19 protein-coding genes are annotated in these 14,215 nt (G+C 67.8%); 7 read left to right on the top strand and 12 right to left on the bottom strand.

All coding sequences use genetic code 11. The features are described from left to right. Positions 1-79 precede the first annotated feature (79 nt). The 7 genes from ACODT5_RS00845 to ACODT5_RS00815 all read right to left on the bottom strand — a co-directional run bounded on the left by ACODT5_RS00845 (position 80) and on the right by ACODT5_RS00815 (position 5,372). Entirely contained in the window at positions 80-940 is an 861-nt protein-coding gene (locus ACODT5_RS00845; RefSeq protein WP_422517197.1) for a hypothetical protein, read from the bottom strand. 45 nt (positions 941-985) lie between these two features. After that, a complete protein-coding gene (locus ACODT5_RS00840; protein ID WP_422517196.1) occupies positions 986-1,330 on the bottom strand; it encodes a hypothetical protein in 345 nt (114 codons plus the stop codon). Positions 1,331-1,468: 138 nt separating this feature from the next. Next, on the bottom strand, positions 1,469-2,143 hold the full coding sequence (locus ACODT5_RS00835; RefSeq protein WP_422517195.1) for a GNAT family N-acetyltransferase: 675 nt from the start codon (positions 2,141-2,143) through the stop codon (positions 1,469-1,471). 165 nt (positions 2,144-2,308) lie between these two features. Beyond that, entirely contained in the window at positions 2,309-2,809 is a 501-nt protein-coding gene (locus ACODT5_RS00830) for a hypothetical protein (RefSeq protein WP_422517194.1), read from the bottom strand. A gap of 76 nt (positions 2,810-2,885) precedes the next feature. Further along, on the bottom strand, positions 2,886-3,308 hold the full coding sequence (locus ACODT5_RS00825; RefSeq protein WP_422517193.1) for a hypothetical protein: 423 nt from the start codon (positions 3,306-3,308) through the stop codon (positions 2,886-2,888). 50 nt (positions 3,309-3,358) lie between these two features. Beyond that, positions 3,359-3,577 carry a hypothetical protein gene (locus tag ACODT5_RS00820; RefSeq protein ID WP_422517192.1) on the bottom strand — a complete coding sequence of 73 codons (219 nt, stop codon included), beginning with the start codon at positions 3,575-3,577 and terminating at the stop codon, positions 3,359-3,361. 1,621 nt (positions 3,578-5,198) lie between these two features. Then, the gene (locus ACODT5_RS00815) at positions 5,199-5,372 is read right to left on the bottom strand and encodes a hypothetical protein (protein WP_422517191.1); all 174 of its coding nucleotides are present in this window, start codon (positions 5,370-5,372) and stop codon (positions 5,199-5,201) included. Between the two features lie 205 nt (positions 5,373-5,577). Between ACODT5_RS00815 and ACODT5_RS00810 the strand changes: the two genes are divergently transcribed. Next, on the top strand, positions 5,578-7,512 hold the full coding sequence (locus ACODT5_RS00810; RefSeq protein WP_422517190.1) for a hypothetical protein: 1,935 nt from the start codon (positions 5,578-5,580) through the stop codon (positions 7,510-7,512). Between the two features lie 260 nt (positions 7,513-7,772). Here ACODT5_RS00810 and ACODT5_RS00805 read toward each other — a convergent pair whose 3' ends face one another. Both ACODT5_RS00805 and ACODT5_RS00800 read right to left on the bottom strand, forming a co-directional pair. Continuing rightward, complete coding sequence (locus ACODT5_RS00805) at positions 7,773-8,441, bottom strand: GNAT family N-acetyltransferase (RefSeq protein WP_422517189.1); 669 nt, start codon at positions 8,439-8,441, stop codon at positions 7,773-7,775. A gap of 197 nt (positions 8,442-8,638) precedes the next feature. Further along, complete coding sequence (locus tag ACODT5_RS00800) at positions 8,639-9,004, bottom strand: HU family DNA-binding protein (protein ID WP_422517188.1); 366 nt, start codon at positions 9,002-9,004, stop codon at positions 8,639-8,641. Between the two features lie 806 nt (positions 9,005-9,810). On the opposite strand from ACODT5_RS00800, the gene ACODT5_RS00795 reads away from it, so the two are divergent. The 3 genes from ACODT5_RS00795 (at position 9,811) to ACODT5_RS00785 (ending at position 10,922) form a co-directional block, all read left to right on the top strand. Further along, positions 9,811-10,266 (top strand): MarR family transcriptional regulator, encoded by a 456-nt coding sequence (locus tag ACODT5_RS00795; RefSeq protein ID WP_422517187.1) that lies wholly within the window; start codon positions 9,811-9,813, stop codon positions 10,264-10,266. Next, positions 10,266-10,586 carry a replication initiation protein, RepL2 gene (locus ACODT5_RS00790; RefSeq protein ID WP_422517186.1) on the top strand — a complete coding sequence of 107 codons (321 nt, stop codon included), beginning with the start codon at positions 10,266-10,268 and terminating at the stop codon, positions 10,584-10,586. Before ACODT5_RS00795 ends, ACODT5_RS00790 begins: the two co-directional genes overlap by 1 nt. A 135-nt stretch (positions 10,587-10,721) precedes the next feature. Continuing rightward, positions 10,722-10,922 carry a hypothetical protein gene (locus tag ACODT5_RS00785; RefSeq protein WP_422517185.1) on the top strand — a complete coding sequence of 67 codons (201 nt, stop codon included), beginning with the start codon at positions 10,722-10,724 and terminating at the stop codon, positions 10,920-10,922. 410 nt (positions 10,923-11,332) lie between these two features. Here the strand turns inward: ACODT5_RS00785 and ACODT5_RS00780 are convergent, their stop codons facing one another. Then, a complete protein-coding gene (locus ACODT5_RS00780) occupies positions 11,333-11,656 on the bottom strand; it encodes a DUF6087 family protein (protein ID WP_422517184.1) in 324 nt (107 codons plus the stop codon). A gap of 298 nt (positions 11,657-11,954) precedes the next feature. On the opposite strand from ACODT5_RS00780, the gene ACODT5_RS00775 reads away from it, so the two are divergent. Genes ACODT5_RS00775 through ACODT5_RS00765 form a run of 3 tightly spaced genes read left to right on the top strand, consistent with a single transcriptional unit; the run spans position 11,955 to position 12,911 of the window. Further along, positions 11,955-12,335, top strand: coding sequence for a DUF6907 domain-containing protein (locus ACODT5_RS00775; protein WP_422517183.1), 381 nt, complete (start codon positions 11,955-11,957; stop codon positions 12,333-12,335). A 60-nt stretch (positions 12,336-12,395) separates the two neighbouring features. After that, complete coding sequence (locus ACODT5_RS00770; RefSeq protein WP_422517182.1) at positions 12,396-12,650, top strand: hypothetical protein; 255 nt, start codon at positions 12,396-12,398, stop codon at positions 12,648-12,650. A 45-nt stretch (positions 12,651-12,695) separates the two neighbouring features. Then, on the top strand, positions 12,696-12,911 hold the full coding sequence (locus ACODT5_RS00765; RefSeq protein WP_422517181.1) for a hypothetical protein: 216 nt from the start codon (positions 12,696-12,698) through the stop codon (positions 12,909-12,911). Between the two features lie 432 nt (positions 12,912-13,343). On the opposite strand, the gene ACODT5_RS00760 is transcribed toward ACODT5_RS00765, so the two are convergent. Next, positions 13,344-13,979 (bottom strand): hypothetical protein, encoded by a 636-nt coding sequence (locus ACODT5_RS00760; RefSeq protein WP_422517180.1) that lies wholly within the window; start codon positions 13,977-13,979, stop codon positions 13,344-13,346. A gap of 106 nt (positions 13,980-14,085) precedes the next feature. Beyond that, a complete protein-coding gene (locus ACODT5_RS00755) occupies positions 14,086-14,208 on the bottom strand; it encodes a hypothetical protein (RefSeq protein WP_422517179.1) in 123 nt (40 codons plus the stop codon). Positions 14,209-14,215: the final 7 nt, after the last annotated feature.

Raw genomic sequence — 14,215 nt, 5'->3', positions numbered from 1 at the left:
TGTCCGGTCGGCGCGGACGAGATGCTTGGGGCGCTCCGGCAGGCCGATGGCCGTGTAGAAGTCGTCTACCGGGAGGCGCTCAGCCGTCGTTGTGGATACTGCGCACGACGGCGACGACGGCGGCGCCGAGGTGCCCCAGGCTGTCGGCGGTGGACACGCCGGTCAGGAAGGTGCGATTTGCGTCGCGGAGGTTCGCCGCGACGTACAGGTGGCCGTCGTGGACGGCGAGGGTGTACCCGCCGGCCGGGCCGTTCCGGTGCTCGATGGATGCGCCGTCGTGCCACTGCCAAGGCGTCGAGGACCAGCCGTCGCCGAGCAGCCGGGCGGCGGCGCTCCCGATGTCGCTGACGCTGAACCGCTTGGGGTCCGGCACATTGCCCACTGCAGTGCGGAGCAAGGCGAGCACAGCGGCGGCACCGCGCGCACTGGTGATCTCGATGGCCGGCGAGGAGATGAGGCCGTCGTCGCCTGCCCATAGCACCGCGTGGCCGCCATCCCAGCGGATGTCGGCCACTCCGGGGCGAGAACCGTAGGCGACCGAGGCGCCCCCGCCTACCGCCTCGGCAGCGAGGGGCGTGAATTCCCGGATGGCTGAGCGGGCCTGCACTGTGCGGGTTTCCAGATCCGCCACCAGACTCTTCCAGGCCGGAAGGATCTCCGTGCGGATGGCGTCGGCGACCGCTGCCGGGTCGCCTATGGTTCCCAACACCTGCCCGTCGTAGTCCGTGCGCCTGCGCCACACCAGGTCGCCCCGGGAACGGATCTCCACGCGGACCTTGGTGCGCGACCGTATCGGCGCCGTGGTGGAAACAGCGAGTGCGATGCCGGGACCGTCGAGGACAGCGACCGTCGAGGAGTCGCAACCTGACGTGCTCCAGCCGGGCCCCAGCAACTGGGCGAGCTGGGCGGCGTACTGAAGTGCGTAGCGAGCAACAGGCATGAAGGGCTCCTGAAGAAGAGGTGAGGGGTGGGGCGCGGGCGCGGGCTACTTCTGGAACGGGTGCCAGGAGGCCGCGGCGCGGTGCGGGAAAACGGCGGCCACGATCGCGGGCCAGTCCGCGCCGCTGTGCGCACGGGGCGATGCCGGACGGGCCGTCCAATCCTGCGCGCCGGTGTCGTCGGCGAGAAGCGCCTCACGGAGGCACTCGCCGCACAGATCGGCGACGGGAGAGGGGTACCGCCGGTCGTCCTCAGCGGGGCGGGCGGGGTGCAACAACGCGTGGCGGGACGCCGCCTCGAACAGCAGCCGGGACCAGTCGACGGCGCCGGCCGCGCGCTCGACGATCGCTGCCGCGGCGTCGACCATGTCGTGGTAGGTGCTGGTGGGCATGGACTCACACTGACGAGTCCGGCCGTTCCAGCGCTGATTGCCGAGGACGTCCTGGGTCAGAACGTGCACGATTGCTTCGCGGTTGGGCATGGATGACTTTCTGGCGTGGGAGTAAACGGCCCGACGGCGCGGGCTGGGTCAGTGGCGGAGCGCGGCGCCGTCGAACCATGCGTGGTGCGGGACCTGTGTGCCGGGAAGCAGCCCCGAGATGACGGGGCATGGCGCGAACAACACGTTGGCCAGACGTACCTCGGTGGCGAGCGGCTTCAGCGCCGTACGCATGTTCAGGAAATCCTGACCGATCAGAGGGTGCGCCGGAAGGTACATCAGGAGACCGGGGTCGGAGACGTACCCGAGCTGCCGATAGAAAGGCTCAAGCACGGGGGCGTGGATGAGCATGGACAGTCCCCAGCCGGCATGTCGGTAGCGCTGTTCGGCGCGCCGGATCAGGGCGCTTCCGATACCTCGCCCGCGGTACTTCGGGTCGACGGCCACCCCCTGGATCATGGTGATGCGCTGTACGAGGGCCAGGGTCATCGGGGATCCGAGAAGGCCTGGATGTTCCACAACCCAGTCCGGCGGTCCTGCCAGCAGTGCGCCGACGGGCTTGCCTCGCTGGTCCTCCGCGATGAGGCAGAGGTTGAGGTTGTGGGACAGCGGCGGTTCGTGCTCCATTCCGAGCATGAACCGGGCCGAGTTGAACGGCGAAGGGTCGTCGGGATCGGCTTGCCGGATCAGGGTCATGAACGCGTCGAGATCGCGGTGTCCCGCGTCGCGGAAGCGGAACGGGGGGCGAGCGCGTCGAGAAGCCATGCGGGCGGTCCTGTGGTGTTGCGGGGGGACGGGCGTCTTGGCGCCCCCGAGGTGCGCGGCGAGTGCCGCAGCCAGTAGCCTGAGCCTACGGCGTTAATTGCAATTAAGCAATACTGTACGGCTGGACGTGCGTGATGTTTCGGGCAGGATGGATGTGCATCCTCTTCAAAACAAGCCCTTCTGCCCTGCTTCCTCAGGCTTCTGGCGCTGTCGGGGCCTGGCCGCTGCAGCGGGTTCCGCGGAGGATGCCAGAGCACCTGCCCTGCGCCGACGCAGCTCGTCTGCGTTCGCCCGCCGGACGACGGCCTGGTCGTCGGTGAGTCCTTCGAGGTGCTCCACCGAGTAGCCGACCGAGGGTTGCTCCAGGTGGGAACGCAGTCGAGCCATCAACGTGGTCCGATCAGGGCCGCAAGCGGTGAGGATCGCCACGACGGCCCCGGACGGGTGGCGTGTGTCGTGCAACATGTAGCCAGCAGGCCGCGCCTCCGCAGGGAGGTCCTTCACCTTGTACGCCGACAGGCGAACGACTCCGAGCCCCGTCAGGGCCTGGTCGACGGTGTGGCTACGCGTGGCGCGCACCACGACTCGGGCCGACGTCAAGCGAGCCCTGCCCGGCGACGAGTCGGAGCGGTCGCGGGCGGCCCTGCTGGTTTCGGCGTCTGGCATGGAATGACTCCTCTGGTGATGACTGCCTGGGCGGGCGGCCACAGCGTTGAATGGAATTCGGGATCCGACGGGTCAGCTACAACGAATCGCTGTCGGACGAGGGCGCCGTGGCCTCCCCGGGCTCGAAGCCCGGGCAGCCCTCGTGCATCGCTATACAGGCGTGCACGCCCAGGATGGTGACGCCGCCTTCAGCCGTGGCCAAGAGCGCGAGAGCCTTCGCCAGGGCAACCCGCGCCGGCTTCCGGTGGGCACCACCGAACAGCAGATCGTCTCCGTGTGCCGCGATGGTGTCGAGAAGCTCTTCTCGCATGCTGTCGATCCGCGCGTTGGAAAGACGGCTCTGCTCCTCGATAGCCAGGGGAACGAGGAAACACAGGAAGTCGGCAAGGCCGGTGCGAAATCGACGGTCGGGCACGAGAGAGCGGACGGCTTCGTCCGTGTGGTTCGAGTCGCTGACCCGAACCACACGGCCGAACACGCCGAAGCTGCTACTCGGCATGGTTCGCCTCACCTTCGGTCCGGGCGCCGGCTGCGCGGTCAGGGTTCAACTCAACCCTCACCGACCACCACCTGTACGTCCGACATCTGGCACGTCACGCCGCGCACGGAGTGACGCTCCAGTCGGCCGTTCATCAGATCGACGACCGCGCCGCACCCGGCGGACGGACAGCGAACGGCCATCATCCGTCCCTCGTCGTCGAAGAGGGGCATTTCGGAGGCGAGAGCCATGGCGGTCTGCTCGCCCTTTAGGCGTACGGAGAAGGTCACCGCGCCACCGGCCTCCACACCATCGATACACGACCGGCACAAGGGTTGCCTGCGGGATCTGGCTGTGGCCTCTGGCGACGGGGCCCCGCGGTGACCATCCGGAGAGGTCCCGGGCGGCAAGCCAGTCTCGGGGTCGATCGAGAGGCTCAGAGCGGTGTGCCGCTCCAGTTCGTCAAGGACTGTCGGGCTTCCGCAGCAGGGGCAGTTCATCAAATAGAACAAAGTGTCGGCTCTCTCAAGCGTTTGAGGGGCGTAGGTGCGCATGGGGCGGCGCTGTGGCGTCTCTGGTGGCCGACTGGGGGTGGTGGCCGGGCACCAGGGGCTCGTGGTGCCCGACTGGGGGTGGGCTCCGGGTGCCCCTGGGGGGTGGGGCCGCCCGGGAGGCGGCGGCCGTCATGGCGATGGCTTCCGATGTCTCGGGCGGGACGCGTTTGGCTCAGGCGGCATGGGGCGGGCTGGGACGCGACGCGGGGGAGTAACGCGAGTACGGGGCAACATCGCTGGCTGTGGTGCTGGTCAGATAGATCGTTCGGCTGATGGTCTCCGCGGAAGCGATGCCCTCCCGCAGACAGAACCCGACGGTCTTCAGGACCGAGAGCGCTGGCACGCGGGACTGGGTAGCCCAGTCCGAATGCGGCCAGCGAGTCTCCAACTCGTACTCCGCAGCAAGGCGGGGGACTCCCCGAAGGAGCTCGTTCCCGACGAGTTCGAACGGCTCGGGCCTGACAGCGAACCTGCGTCCGTCGGGTGTCTCGCCGCAGCTCTCCCATCCGTTTCCGCTCAGAGCTGTTCGGGCCGAGGCCATCAGGTCCACCCACTGCCTGCGCCGTGCGTTGAAGGCGTGTCCGCCCATGGGCAGCCGTTCGACACCATCGACGACAGGACGGACCTGAAGGGCGCTGAGGTCGTCGGGGACCGCATAGAGACGTACGCCAGTTCCGGGCTCACCACCCAGCAGTACGTGGATTCCGGCTTGCCGCAGTGCGTGGGCTCCGCGGTCGATTGTCTCCGTCATCTCGAGCGGGATGATCCGCCATCCTGACGCCGGTCCGCATTGCAGGGTCAGGATGTGTCCGAGTGCCGTTCCGAAGCACCCGTGAGTTGTCCCGTGCAAATGGAGACGGAGCACGTCCAGGACACCGTTTGCCGGCATGGGCCGTCCGTCACGGAACGGGCCACCCTCGCCGCTGAACTGAGCCTCGTAGGTCTCCAAGAGCGGGCTCGGGAGGCCTACGGCTTCAACTGCCGAGTTCATGGTCAGGGGAATCGGTGGCCGGAGCGGGCGGTAGGGGGTGAAGAGTGCGGACAACGCGCGAGCATGCATGGAAGCCTCCGGGAAAGTGGGAACAGGAGAGAGGGGGAGTCGACGCCGAGTCAGGCGTCGACACGGCGGAGGTGCAACCAGGAGGCCTGGCTTCTCGTCGCGCAGCGCGACATGGGCGCGGCACCCCAACGGCCGGAAGGTCACTGGGGATCGGGTGGCATGAGCGCCGTGGGGCTCGCACCCCGCCCACGGCGCGGGGCTGCTGCGGTAGGTGACGGCCCGGTGGAGCATTTCCGTCAGGGTTGGCTTCTGTTGCTCCGACGACGGGGCCTGCGTCGTTCAAGAGGTATGTGGAGTTCAGACGCAGTCTCCTTCCATCTCGGAGCGCCAGGCGCGCTCCTCCCACCTCTTGAGAAGCCGACGGGTCTTGCGGTTGTGGTTGCGGCGGTTTTCGCCGCGCATGCGACGGCTGGGGTAGTGCTCGAACTCGTCGCGGTTGTGGCTGAGGGGCTTGAAGTTCAGAACAGGCAAGGTGATTGCTCAATCGTATGGGAGAGGGTCGCCCCCGGCGAGGCGTTGTGGCGCCGCTCCGAAGCGTTGACTCAATCTTACAGACATAAAAGCAATTACGCAATCATTGAAGTCGTCGTTCTGGGAAAGGCGTCCGCTGTATGTCACACGGACTCGCCTTTCGACACCTCTATGGGCAACCCAGCACGTTCACTGAGGAGATGCGTTGTCCAACGACCTGATACCACCGCCCCGACGCGCCAACCCCTACGAGCTGTCGGACACCGAGCCCTCGCTGGATGAGCGAATCGCATGGCGCCGGTGGGCCACTCGCGAGCCTGTCTCCATCGCTCGGAACGAGGTTCCCGCGGCTGGCCCGCTCATACCGAACGCCAACGCTGTCCAGGCCGCCGGCGAGGCGCAGATCATGGCCGCCATCATGTCCGAGTACGGCATGCACCGACCCTTCACCACCGCAGGTCCCTACGGCATCACCAGCGTGACGCCCCACCCCAACAGCCTGACGGTCCGGATTGCCACCAGCCAGCTTCCACGATGGGCCCGAGCCCTCGCCACGGCGCTGGACCTCCCCGGGGCCGCTGGCCTGCCGGTGGCAGCCACGAACGACGGGATCGCCCTCACCGTGCGCGGCGCTCGGATCGAACTCACGGAGATCTCTGAGGCGCAGTGGCGGGACGTCGCAGCGAACACGCCTGCCGAAGTCCGCGCCCGAATCCCCCTCGACCACGCACTGGCCCGGCAGATGTCGGCCACACTGCGCCGGGTCGGTCTGCTGTGGGATGTCGCCCAGCGATGCTCGACCGTCGAGCTGCTCTTGGTAGAACATGCGGGTGCGACGTACCTCCTGGACGCATCCCCCGGCGCCCACACCCTCAGCGTGATACCGCTCTGGTCCGCGCTGTCGCTGCCCCTGGAACTGTGGCCGTCTCCGCCCGCTCCCACCACCATCGACCCGCGAGCCGCGGTGCTCGCAGCAGTCAACGCGGCACAGCCACTCCGCCCTGCGAGCGACCCGGCGCTGGCCCTGTGCCACCTGGCCGGCCTTGAACCGGCGGAGGTGTCCCTGAGGGCAGCTGCCCATGCGCTGACCATCGCCCAGTCGGTCCTGACCGACAGCTCCTACACCTCGGTGTGGGACGGGGGAGGATGGGCTGGAAACTGCCGGCGCCGGCGCAGCGAGGGATTCGTTGCACACGAGGACGACCTACTGCCACCCGGGACCGAGGCCCTGCTCATGACACCGCAGATCGACGTCGTCGAGCTCGGGCACATAGCTCTCCTCCCCCACCACACGGAGCTGGGACCCGAGGAACTGACGGGCGATGAGGCCTACGAGGTACCGCACTCCTGGGGAACCAGCGCCTACATCGACCTGCTGGACTGGGCCTTGGCGGCGACAACGAGCCCACCGCCCGTGACGCCGTCAACGGGACTCGTGGCTGTCACCGACGACAGCAACCTCAGGGCCGCGGCGGCACGAGCCGCAACACAGATCACCGAGGCACACGCGGCAATCGAGACTGCGGCCACGCACGCGAATCTCCGACACGACTGCACCAACCGGCTGGCCCAGCCCGAACCTCTCGCTGCGAACGCATCGCCGACCACCACCGACCTGATCCTCGCCGCCCACGAACATGACGTCCTGAGCATCATTCCCTTGCTCGAATCCCTCACCTACCTCTGGGGGAAGGTGATCTCCACCGCCGGCGCGAGCGACGGGCACTGGAGCAACGACGAGCACGGCGAATTTTCCAACAGCTTCACCGGAACCATCGGCGACTGGACAGACCTGCCACCCGCCACGCTCAGCACCGAGGAGGCGAACACCAGCTCTGTGGACACCGTGGAGTTCCGCCGCCACCTCGGCGCGCACCGCGCCGCATTCGACCCCTTCGTCACCTGCTACCTGGCCGCTGCCGACGGTGCCATCGGAACCCAAGACTTCGAGGACCGCCACCGCTCCGGCATCGAAGCCCTTCGGCGGGCCGATCTGGCCGCGCTCCAGACCCAGGACCCTCGGCAGCCGCCCCGTGACAACGAGCGGTTCCTCCACTTCCTGGCCAACCTGCCGCTCGACCTGCACGAACTCCACGGATGGTTCGACACGGCATACCCGGCCGGTGAGGAAGTCGCCTAGCCAAACGAGCCCGGGGTGCGAGGCCGAGGCGGGGAGCGGCCCGGGTTCGGTCCGGGGCGAATGGAGAGGGCGTCAGCCCGCCCGTTGCGGGCTGACGGCTTCGGCCTGGGAGGGGCAGGATGCGTGCTCGGCATGCGAAGGGGCAGCGACTGGTTACAAAACGCGGGGAGTCAGCGGCCCGGAGTCGGGCGAGATGTGGTGGGAGTGACGGAGGACGCCCGCCTGCGGGCCACCACCGCGTTCAGTGCCGACTGCTGGGTTCATGTGACCAGGCGTCCGTTGCGGTAGCGCGCGGATGTCGGCAGCGAGCAGCCGGGGAGTAAATCGGTGACGATGCTCGCCGGGGCCCCGGGGACTGTAGCGAGTCCGATTCCGAGATCGAGACGCTTGATGGCGCTCAGGTGGCCGGGCATCTTCCGCTCCTGCAAGGCAGGGCCTGGCAGGGCGACGATGAGACGTTCCTGCCCAGCGGTGTAGCCGAGCCGCGTGTAGAACGGGGTCAGCGCGGGTGGGTGTTCCAGAGTCAGCAGACGGATCCCCGCGTGGCGGCCGTGTTGCTCCGCCATATTCAACAGCGCGGTCCCGATGCCGTGGCCGCGGTGGCTGTTAGCCACTGCCACGCCCCCGATGTACAGCACGCTGCCCACCAGGGACGAGCGCTGAGGATGAGTCTCGGTCCAGTGTGGCGGGCCGGCTGCGAGTGCGCCGACGATGCGGTCACCGCTTCGGGCGATCAGGCACAGGCAGTCCCCGTGCGTCAGCCTTCCCGGCCTTAGGGCCAGAGCTGCCAGAACGACGGGCGGCAGAGGGTGTCCGGGGTTGACCAGGGACAGAAGGTCAACGAATGAGTAGGCGTCACGGAACCGGGCGCGACCGATCCGGAATCGGGGTGATGGACCGGATCCGTCGGGGAGATCGATTTCGGGCATGAGGGATTGGGTCCGTCCGAGCGGGAAGTGGGAGATGCCGTGGGGAGCTGGGGTGGGTGTGCGTCAACCCAAGGGAGAGGAGTGGGGCGGCCCGCACTACCCAAGCCGCCGATCTGCATCCACGTATGACGTATGCAACGTGTGGGGTTTGACTGCCCGGGCGGGCCGAGGGACGGCCCGCCCGGGCAGTCGGCTGCTCAGGCGGCCAGGGTCGCACGAGGGCCGTGCGAGGGCCGCTTGCGTGCGGAACTCTCGCCTGCCGGAGGGGTTGCGCGGTCGCCGCGCACCATGTCGGTGAATGCCACGCCTGGGCTGAAACGTACGTTCTTGCGCTCCGGGATCCGGATCTCGCTGCCGGTCTGGGGGTTGCGTGCGCGGTGCGCGGGGGTGTTGACGGTCTGGAAGGTCCCGAATCCTGTGACCGAGACGGTATCGCCACTGATGACCCGTCGGATCAGGGTGTCCAGTACGACGTTCAGGGCTGCGGCGGCGTCCTTCTTGGAGATGTTGCCGTTGGCTGCGATCTCGTTAATCAACTGCTGCTTGTTCAGCTTCTTGTTCAAGGTGGGCCTCTTGGATGTGGAGCGTCTGCTTTCGGAGACGTGGCGTACACCTCTCCGATGCGTCTAACTGTACTGCTTGCAATCCAATTACGCAACAAACGAATGCGGTCTCGCTCCGCCCGGCGGCGCGTGCGCAGATCGGTGCGTCGAACGATCGCGGGGTGCGTCCGCGCGTCTGGGCGGGCTCGGGCCTGTGGGCGCGGGGAGGGGGCTGGCCTCGCTTCGCGTGCGGCGTCGTACGAAGGTGCGGCTAGTGGACAGCAGTAGCGCTGCCGAGTCTCGGGTGGCTCGGGCCGTGACGGACAAAACCCGGAAGAGTGGCTGGGGTCGGTGCGGGTATCGCCGTGAGGCCGTGGCCGGCCTCACGGCTGGGCGGCCTCCCGCCGGTTGAGATGAACGTGCCGCGCTGCGGTCCTGCACGGGTTGTGGCCGAGGTCCCAGGCGGGGCCTCCATGGCTGGGCGCCGGGGAAGGCTGCGCGACGCGCCGGACGCCGCGGGAGTTTTGTGAACGCATGGGCGAGCGGTGAGGCCGGTCCTTTGTGCATGTAGAGAGAGCTGCATCGAGAAGCCTCCTGACCTGGCATTTTACCGCTCTCGATACCGGCTCCAAGATCGGATATGCCGGTTGAGGGACCGGCTCATACGGACTCACCGAACAGTTAGTTCAGATCGCCCAGTCTCTATATCCGGACCCCCAGACCGGCATAGATGTCCCAGGAGTACATGTCCTGCTAGTTCACGGATCCTGCACGAGGTAACGTGATACCTGTACTCATGGGACATGTCGAGGGACCGGAGACTCCCGATGCCGCGCTCCGCGCACCAACGGCACGACGGCCGCGGCGAGCCACAGACCCGCTTCGGCTACGTCGCCTCCTACAGCACCATCGACAACGCACGGCTCGAGGCCCTGGCCGCGGTGCCCAAAAAGGACGGCGGACTGACCGACCGTGAGTTCCGGATCCTGCAGTGGTTCGTGGGGGCCACGCCCGGATACGACCAGCCCGTCATGAAGACCACGGCGTCCATCGCCAAACGCAACGGGATGACGGGCGACGCGCTGGGCAGGATCATCCGCACCCTTGTCAAGCGCAGGCTGCTCTTCTTCGCGGAAGAGTTCGGCCGCCAGAAGTTCTACAAGGTGACCCCCTACCTCGCCAGCCAGGGGTCCTCCGCCGAGCAGCGCGAAGCCATCCGGGCGTACAACCCGCCCGACATCCCAGGCCTCGGGAACGGGCCTGTCAGGGGGGACGTGTCGTGATGAACGCCGATGACCCGCAGGCACTGGCGCGAGAAGTCCTGCGTCGTTCCGAAGACCTCACCCCCAATCAGCGCCTCATGCTGCAGCTGTACGCCATCATGCCGAAAGAGCCGGGCGGTGCGGTACGGAAAACGGCTCGCGAACTGGCAGAGGACTGGCTCGGCTGGACTCCGAGCCTGTTCTCCCGCGTCCGCGGCCAGCTTGTCGAAGACGGGTGGCTGGAGTTCGTCGACAAGCTTTCCAACTCTCCCATCTATCGACTCGGCGAGCGCGCCACGGGCCAGCGCACAGTCATCCAACTCCGCTCCCGCACAGCCTGACTCGTCGGCAGCGGCCCGGCGGGCGATGGTCGGCGCGAGCCGGCGCCAAGCGACACCTCGCTGCCCAGACGGGCCCGTGCAGGCCCGCTGGGGCGGACCTGACAGATCATCGGCGAGCGGGCAAGATCAGACGCTATGAACGCTGGAGAGATACCTGAGCATCCGCCGATCTACGACCGTCTGGTCAAGGAGCGCGGCGACGTCCTGGCCGAGACGCGGAACGCGGCCGAGCAAGCACAGCTTCAGGCGCGGCAGGCACTGGACTGGAGCGGCCTGCGACCGTCCCCTGAGCGGAGCGTCGAACAGACAGGGCGCGCCTTCTCCGACTTCGGCTGACGGACGCCTCGCCCTCATGTCCGCTTCCGGCGCCACCACCAATGCCCGGCCGCCGGGCGCAGCGCCGGAGGATCTGGAACGCGGGGCGGAGCCAGCAGATCCGGAACCAGGCCCACCCGGGCCGGGTGAACGCAGACTGGGACCTCGTTACGGGTGTACCTGTGTCCGTCCTTCTCGTTGAACGGCAATGCGATGCTACTGGGACGGTCAGCAACCACGAACCCGTGGCGCGGCAGCCGCAGGGCCGGGCAAATGCCGCAGCAACGGTGGTCGGACTCCGGGTCAATGAAGGGCGGCTCGGACCCGGAGCGTCCAGACGTCAGCGCTGACCGGCCGCGCGAAGGACGAGTGCCCTTGCGGGACACCCGTGGCAGGTGGCCACGTCTGGACCTTCGTCCACATCCTGCCCCTCAGCGGTCACGGTTATCCGAAGGGGCAGTCCGGCGATGCCGGCCTGTCCCCTTCGTCATCGCAGGGCGGTCCCATTCCGCTGGACGTTCCGACTTGGGCTGCGGCGGATACAGCACCGTCTTGGCGGTGGCCAGGTTGACGGCGATGCTTAAGGTCACCCACTGCGTACCGTCGAACTCCTGAATGGCGCGAGGCGCGTTCGGGTCGACATGGGCTGCGCCGAGTGGTCCGTCGGTCAGGGGTACAGCACGCAGCCGGCCCGTGGCCCGGGCCCGCCGTTCGTCACGCTTGCGCGCCCAATCCGCCAGCGGCTCGTCTTCCATGAGGCCAGAATGCCGCATCTGGTCCTGGGCTCGGGCGTTCACACGGGATCAGCCCCCTGAAGGGAGGCTTGATCGAAATTGCGCACGAATCAGCACGACGATCACAACCTCTTGCCCACGGGGAAGGTGTGCCCTGCCACCTTCCGTGAGCCGGCCCAAGCTCAGGGGAGTAACGACTGTCCGCCGGAGTCAGCCGGCCGCAGCGTCCCCCGGCTGATGGTCGCAATGCTGCTCGGCCCGTACGAGGCGCTGGTCCCGCTGTGAGGCGCATACGGACCACATGGCAGGGTCTGGGCTCATGGATGCGAACGCTTGGAAGTTGTCGGTGACCGGGGAAAACTGCCCGCCGTGGTGCACGGCCGATCACAGCGGGGAGGACGCTCGCCTGGACACGATCATTCATCTCTCGGGGCCGGCGGCGGTGACATTCCCGCCGTTGGTCAGCGGCGAGCAACTCACGGGGGTGTTCGCGACGTGCGCGAGTGAGACGTTCGAGGGGCACGGGCGGCGGACGCGGATTGATTTCGGGGTGCAGGACCAGAACGGGAACGACCTGTTCAGGGACTACGTGCCGGTGCGGACCCGCGCCGAGCTGGACGGGGTTCTGGCCGACCTGGACCGCGTGGGTGAACAACTACGTGCCTGGCGCGAGCGGCTGCCCGAGGCCCCAGGGGCATGAGACCGATGGTCCCTGCCCACGCGGGTGGGGCAGGGGCGGCCGGTCTCCTGGACTGACCAGATGCCGCGCCTCCCAGCCGGCGAAGACGATGGCGCGGCGCGCCGTCTCACGCACGCGATCTGCACCACGCCCGGTGCTCCGCCATCGGTCGCCCCTGTGGAGGAGAGGTTCTTCCAGCAGGACGCCGACCAGGTGGACGGCCTTGCCGAGGCGTTGGCGCCCTGGCCGCGGGTGTGGGACTGGGGCCCGGCGCTGGACGCAGCGCGCCGCCTGAAGCCCGCAGGCTCTCCGACCCTGCGAGCCCCCGTCCTGTAACTGGTCAAAGCGAACACCGCCCTGAACGTCGAGGACCTGGAGCAGATGCCCGCCGGCCGCGCGTCGGCAGCGGCCGCCGCACTGGTCGACGCCGAGGAGGCTGGCGACGACGGCTACGCGATGGTCCTGCACCACCTCGTCGCGGCCGACCCGGACGCCCCTCAAACTGCTGCGGTTCACGCAGCTGTCTGCCGGAGGGCACGCAAGATGGCGACCAACAGGGTGGTGGTGTCCGCCGCGTACGGCATCTGCTGGTCGTAACTGTCGTAGATGGCTTCGTACCCGTCCGGTGTGCGGACAGTGGCCAGCCACCCGGCGTGCTCTGCTGGGGTGTGAGAGACCGAGACGTCGTCTCCGGCGGAGGTCAGGCCACTGATCGTGATCTTAGCGTTGTCGTCGCGCAGAAGAGTGACGAAGGAGTCCGCTCGGTCGACGCAGTGCTGCGCCCTGATGTCGTGCTGAGCCAGCTCGGCCCGGAGATGACAGCTGACGCTGGATGACGCTTCTATCGTGGCGGTCAAGGTGAGCCTTCCCAGGGGTGTTGGTGGTGTGCGGCTGCGGGCTGCCGCTGGGGCCCGCACGCCTTCGGCGGGGCCAGGCAGTCAATGGGCGACCCGGTGTGAGCGATGAGCTCACCGCCGCTTGGCGCGGATGCGATGGGCGGACGCGGGAGCGAATCACTGCGCTCGAGAGCTACCTGCTCCCCTCGTTCCCGACGTTGAGGTCGATGGTGAGGCGCTCACCGTGTTCGTCTTCGACTTCCAGTACGGGCGGCCATGCGTCTGTGGCGTAGCTCCGAAGCTGTTCGTAGGCGAGCCGTGCCGCAGCCAGCGGGCTGGACGCCTCGAAGTCGTTGTGCCACGTGACGGAATAGACAGACTCCGGCGGCGTCTCAGCGGCGGCTTCGGCACGCGCCACGACATCTGCACGGATGACGGCTACTGGCCGATTGCGCAGGACCAGGGTGCACGGCTCGTCGTCGTCAGAGGGAGCCAGGCAGATGAAGCGCACGCCGACGTCGGCGACGCGGCCGTGCCCGGCGAGCGTCCAGAGTTCGAGGCCCTCGCACTCCTCGCACCCACTACACGGGCAGTCACGGACCGCGTGCGGATCGGCGGGGTACGGAGCGGGGACGTGCTCGGTAGGGCGGACGCCGGTTCCGTCGGAGAACTCGGCGACCAGTAGGTCACCGGCGCGCACCTCGTGGGCGCGGACGGCCACGGCGTCGTCCAGGGTGAGCCCATGGGGAAGGGGAAGGAAGTCGTCGTCGGCCGGCCGGTTGTTGAGGGAGAGTACGCCGGAGCCATCGGAAAGGGGCAGAGTGCGCATGGCTGGAGTCTCCTTACGGTGTCGGGTGTTCATGGACTGACAGGGGCCGGGCGGTTGGGAGGATGCACGGTCCGGAGACACCGACAGCACCCTCGGACCAGGGCTGTCACTGCCTGCGCTCGTCGATCTTCTCCGCTATGGCAAAGACGCAGTAGAGCGGGAGGACTATCAGGAGGTTGAAGGCGAGGTGTCGAAACGTCACCACGATCAGGTGGATTCGCTTCAGCACGAGAGAC

It is taken from the genome of Streptomyces tatrensis (assembly GCF_049310065.1).
Classification (GTDB): domain Bacteria; phylum Actinomycetota; class Actinomycetes; order Streptomycetales; family Streptomycetaceae; genus Streptomyces.
This window is presented reverse-complemented; position numbering and strand designations above follow the sequence as displayed.

What these genes read in the sequence shown, in the direction of transcription:
- ACODT5_RS00845 (WP_422517197.1), bottom strand. Translation starts at nt 940, where the DNA reads ATGCCTGTTGCTCGCTACGCACTTCAGTACGCCGCCCAGCTCGCCCAG.
- ACODT5_RS00840 (WP_422517196.1), bottom strand. Translation starts at nt 1,330, where the DNA reads ATGCCCACCAGCACCTACCACGACATGGTCGACGCCGCGGCAGCGATC.
- ACODT5_RS00835 (WP_422517195.1), bottom strand. Translation starts at nt 2,143, where the DNA reads ATGGCTTCTCGACGCGCTCGCCCCCCGTTCCGCTTCCGCGACGCGGGA.
- ACODT5_RS00830 (WP_422517194.1), bottom strand. Translation starts at nt 2,809, where the DNA reads ATGCCAGACGCCGAAACCAGCAGGGCCGCCCGCGACCGCTCCGACTCG.
- ACODT5_RS00825 (WP_422517193.1), bottom strand. Translation starts at nt 3,308, where the DNA reads ATGCCGAGTAGCAGCTTCGGCGTGTTCGGCCGTGTGGTTCGGGTCAGC.
- ACODT5_RS00805 (WP_422517189.1), bottom strand. Translation starts at nt 8,441, where the DNA reads ATGCCCGAAATCGATCTCCCCGACGGATCCGGTCCATCACCCCGATTC.
- ACODT5_RS00795 (WP_422517187.1), top strand. Translation starts at nt 9,811, where the DNA reads ATGCCGCGCTCCGCGCACCAACGGCACGACGGCCGCGGCGAGCCACAG.
- ACODT5_RS00790 (WP_422517186.1), top strand. Translation starts at nt 10,266, where the DNA reads ATGAACGCCGATGACCCGCAGGCACTGGCGCGAGAAGTCCTGCGTCGT.
- ACODT5_RS00785 (WP_422517185.1), top strand. Translation starts at nt 10,722, where the DNA reads ATGAACGCTGGAGAGATACCTGAGCATCCGCCGATCTACGACCGTCTG.
- ACODT5_RS00780 (WP_422517184.1), bottom strand. Translation starts at nt 11,656, where the DNA reads ATGGAAGACGAGCCGCTGGCGGATTGGGCGCGCAAGCGTGACGAACGG.
- ACODT5_RS00775 (WP_422517183.1), top strand. Translation starts at nt 11,955, where the DNA reads ATGGATGCGAACGCTTGGAAGTTGTCGGTGACCGGGGAAAACTGCCCG.
- ACODT5_RS00770 (WP_422517182.1), top strand. Translation starts at nt 12,396, where the DNA reads ATGCCGCGCCTCCCAGCCGGCGAAGACGATGGCGCGGCGCGCCGTCTC.
- ACODT5_RS00765 (WP_422517181.1), top strand. Translation starts at nt 12,696, where the DNA reads ATGCCCGCCGGCCGCGCGTCGGCAGCGGCCGCCGCACTGGTCGACGCC.
- ACODT5_RS00760 (WP_422517180.1), bottom strand. Translation starts at nt 13,979, where the DNA reads ATGCGCACTCTGCCCCTTTCCGATGGCTCCGGCGTACTCTCCCTCAAC.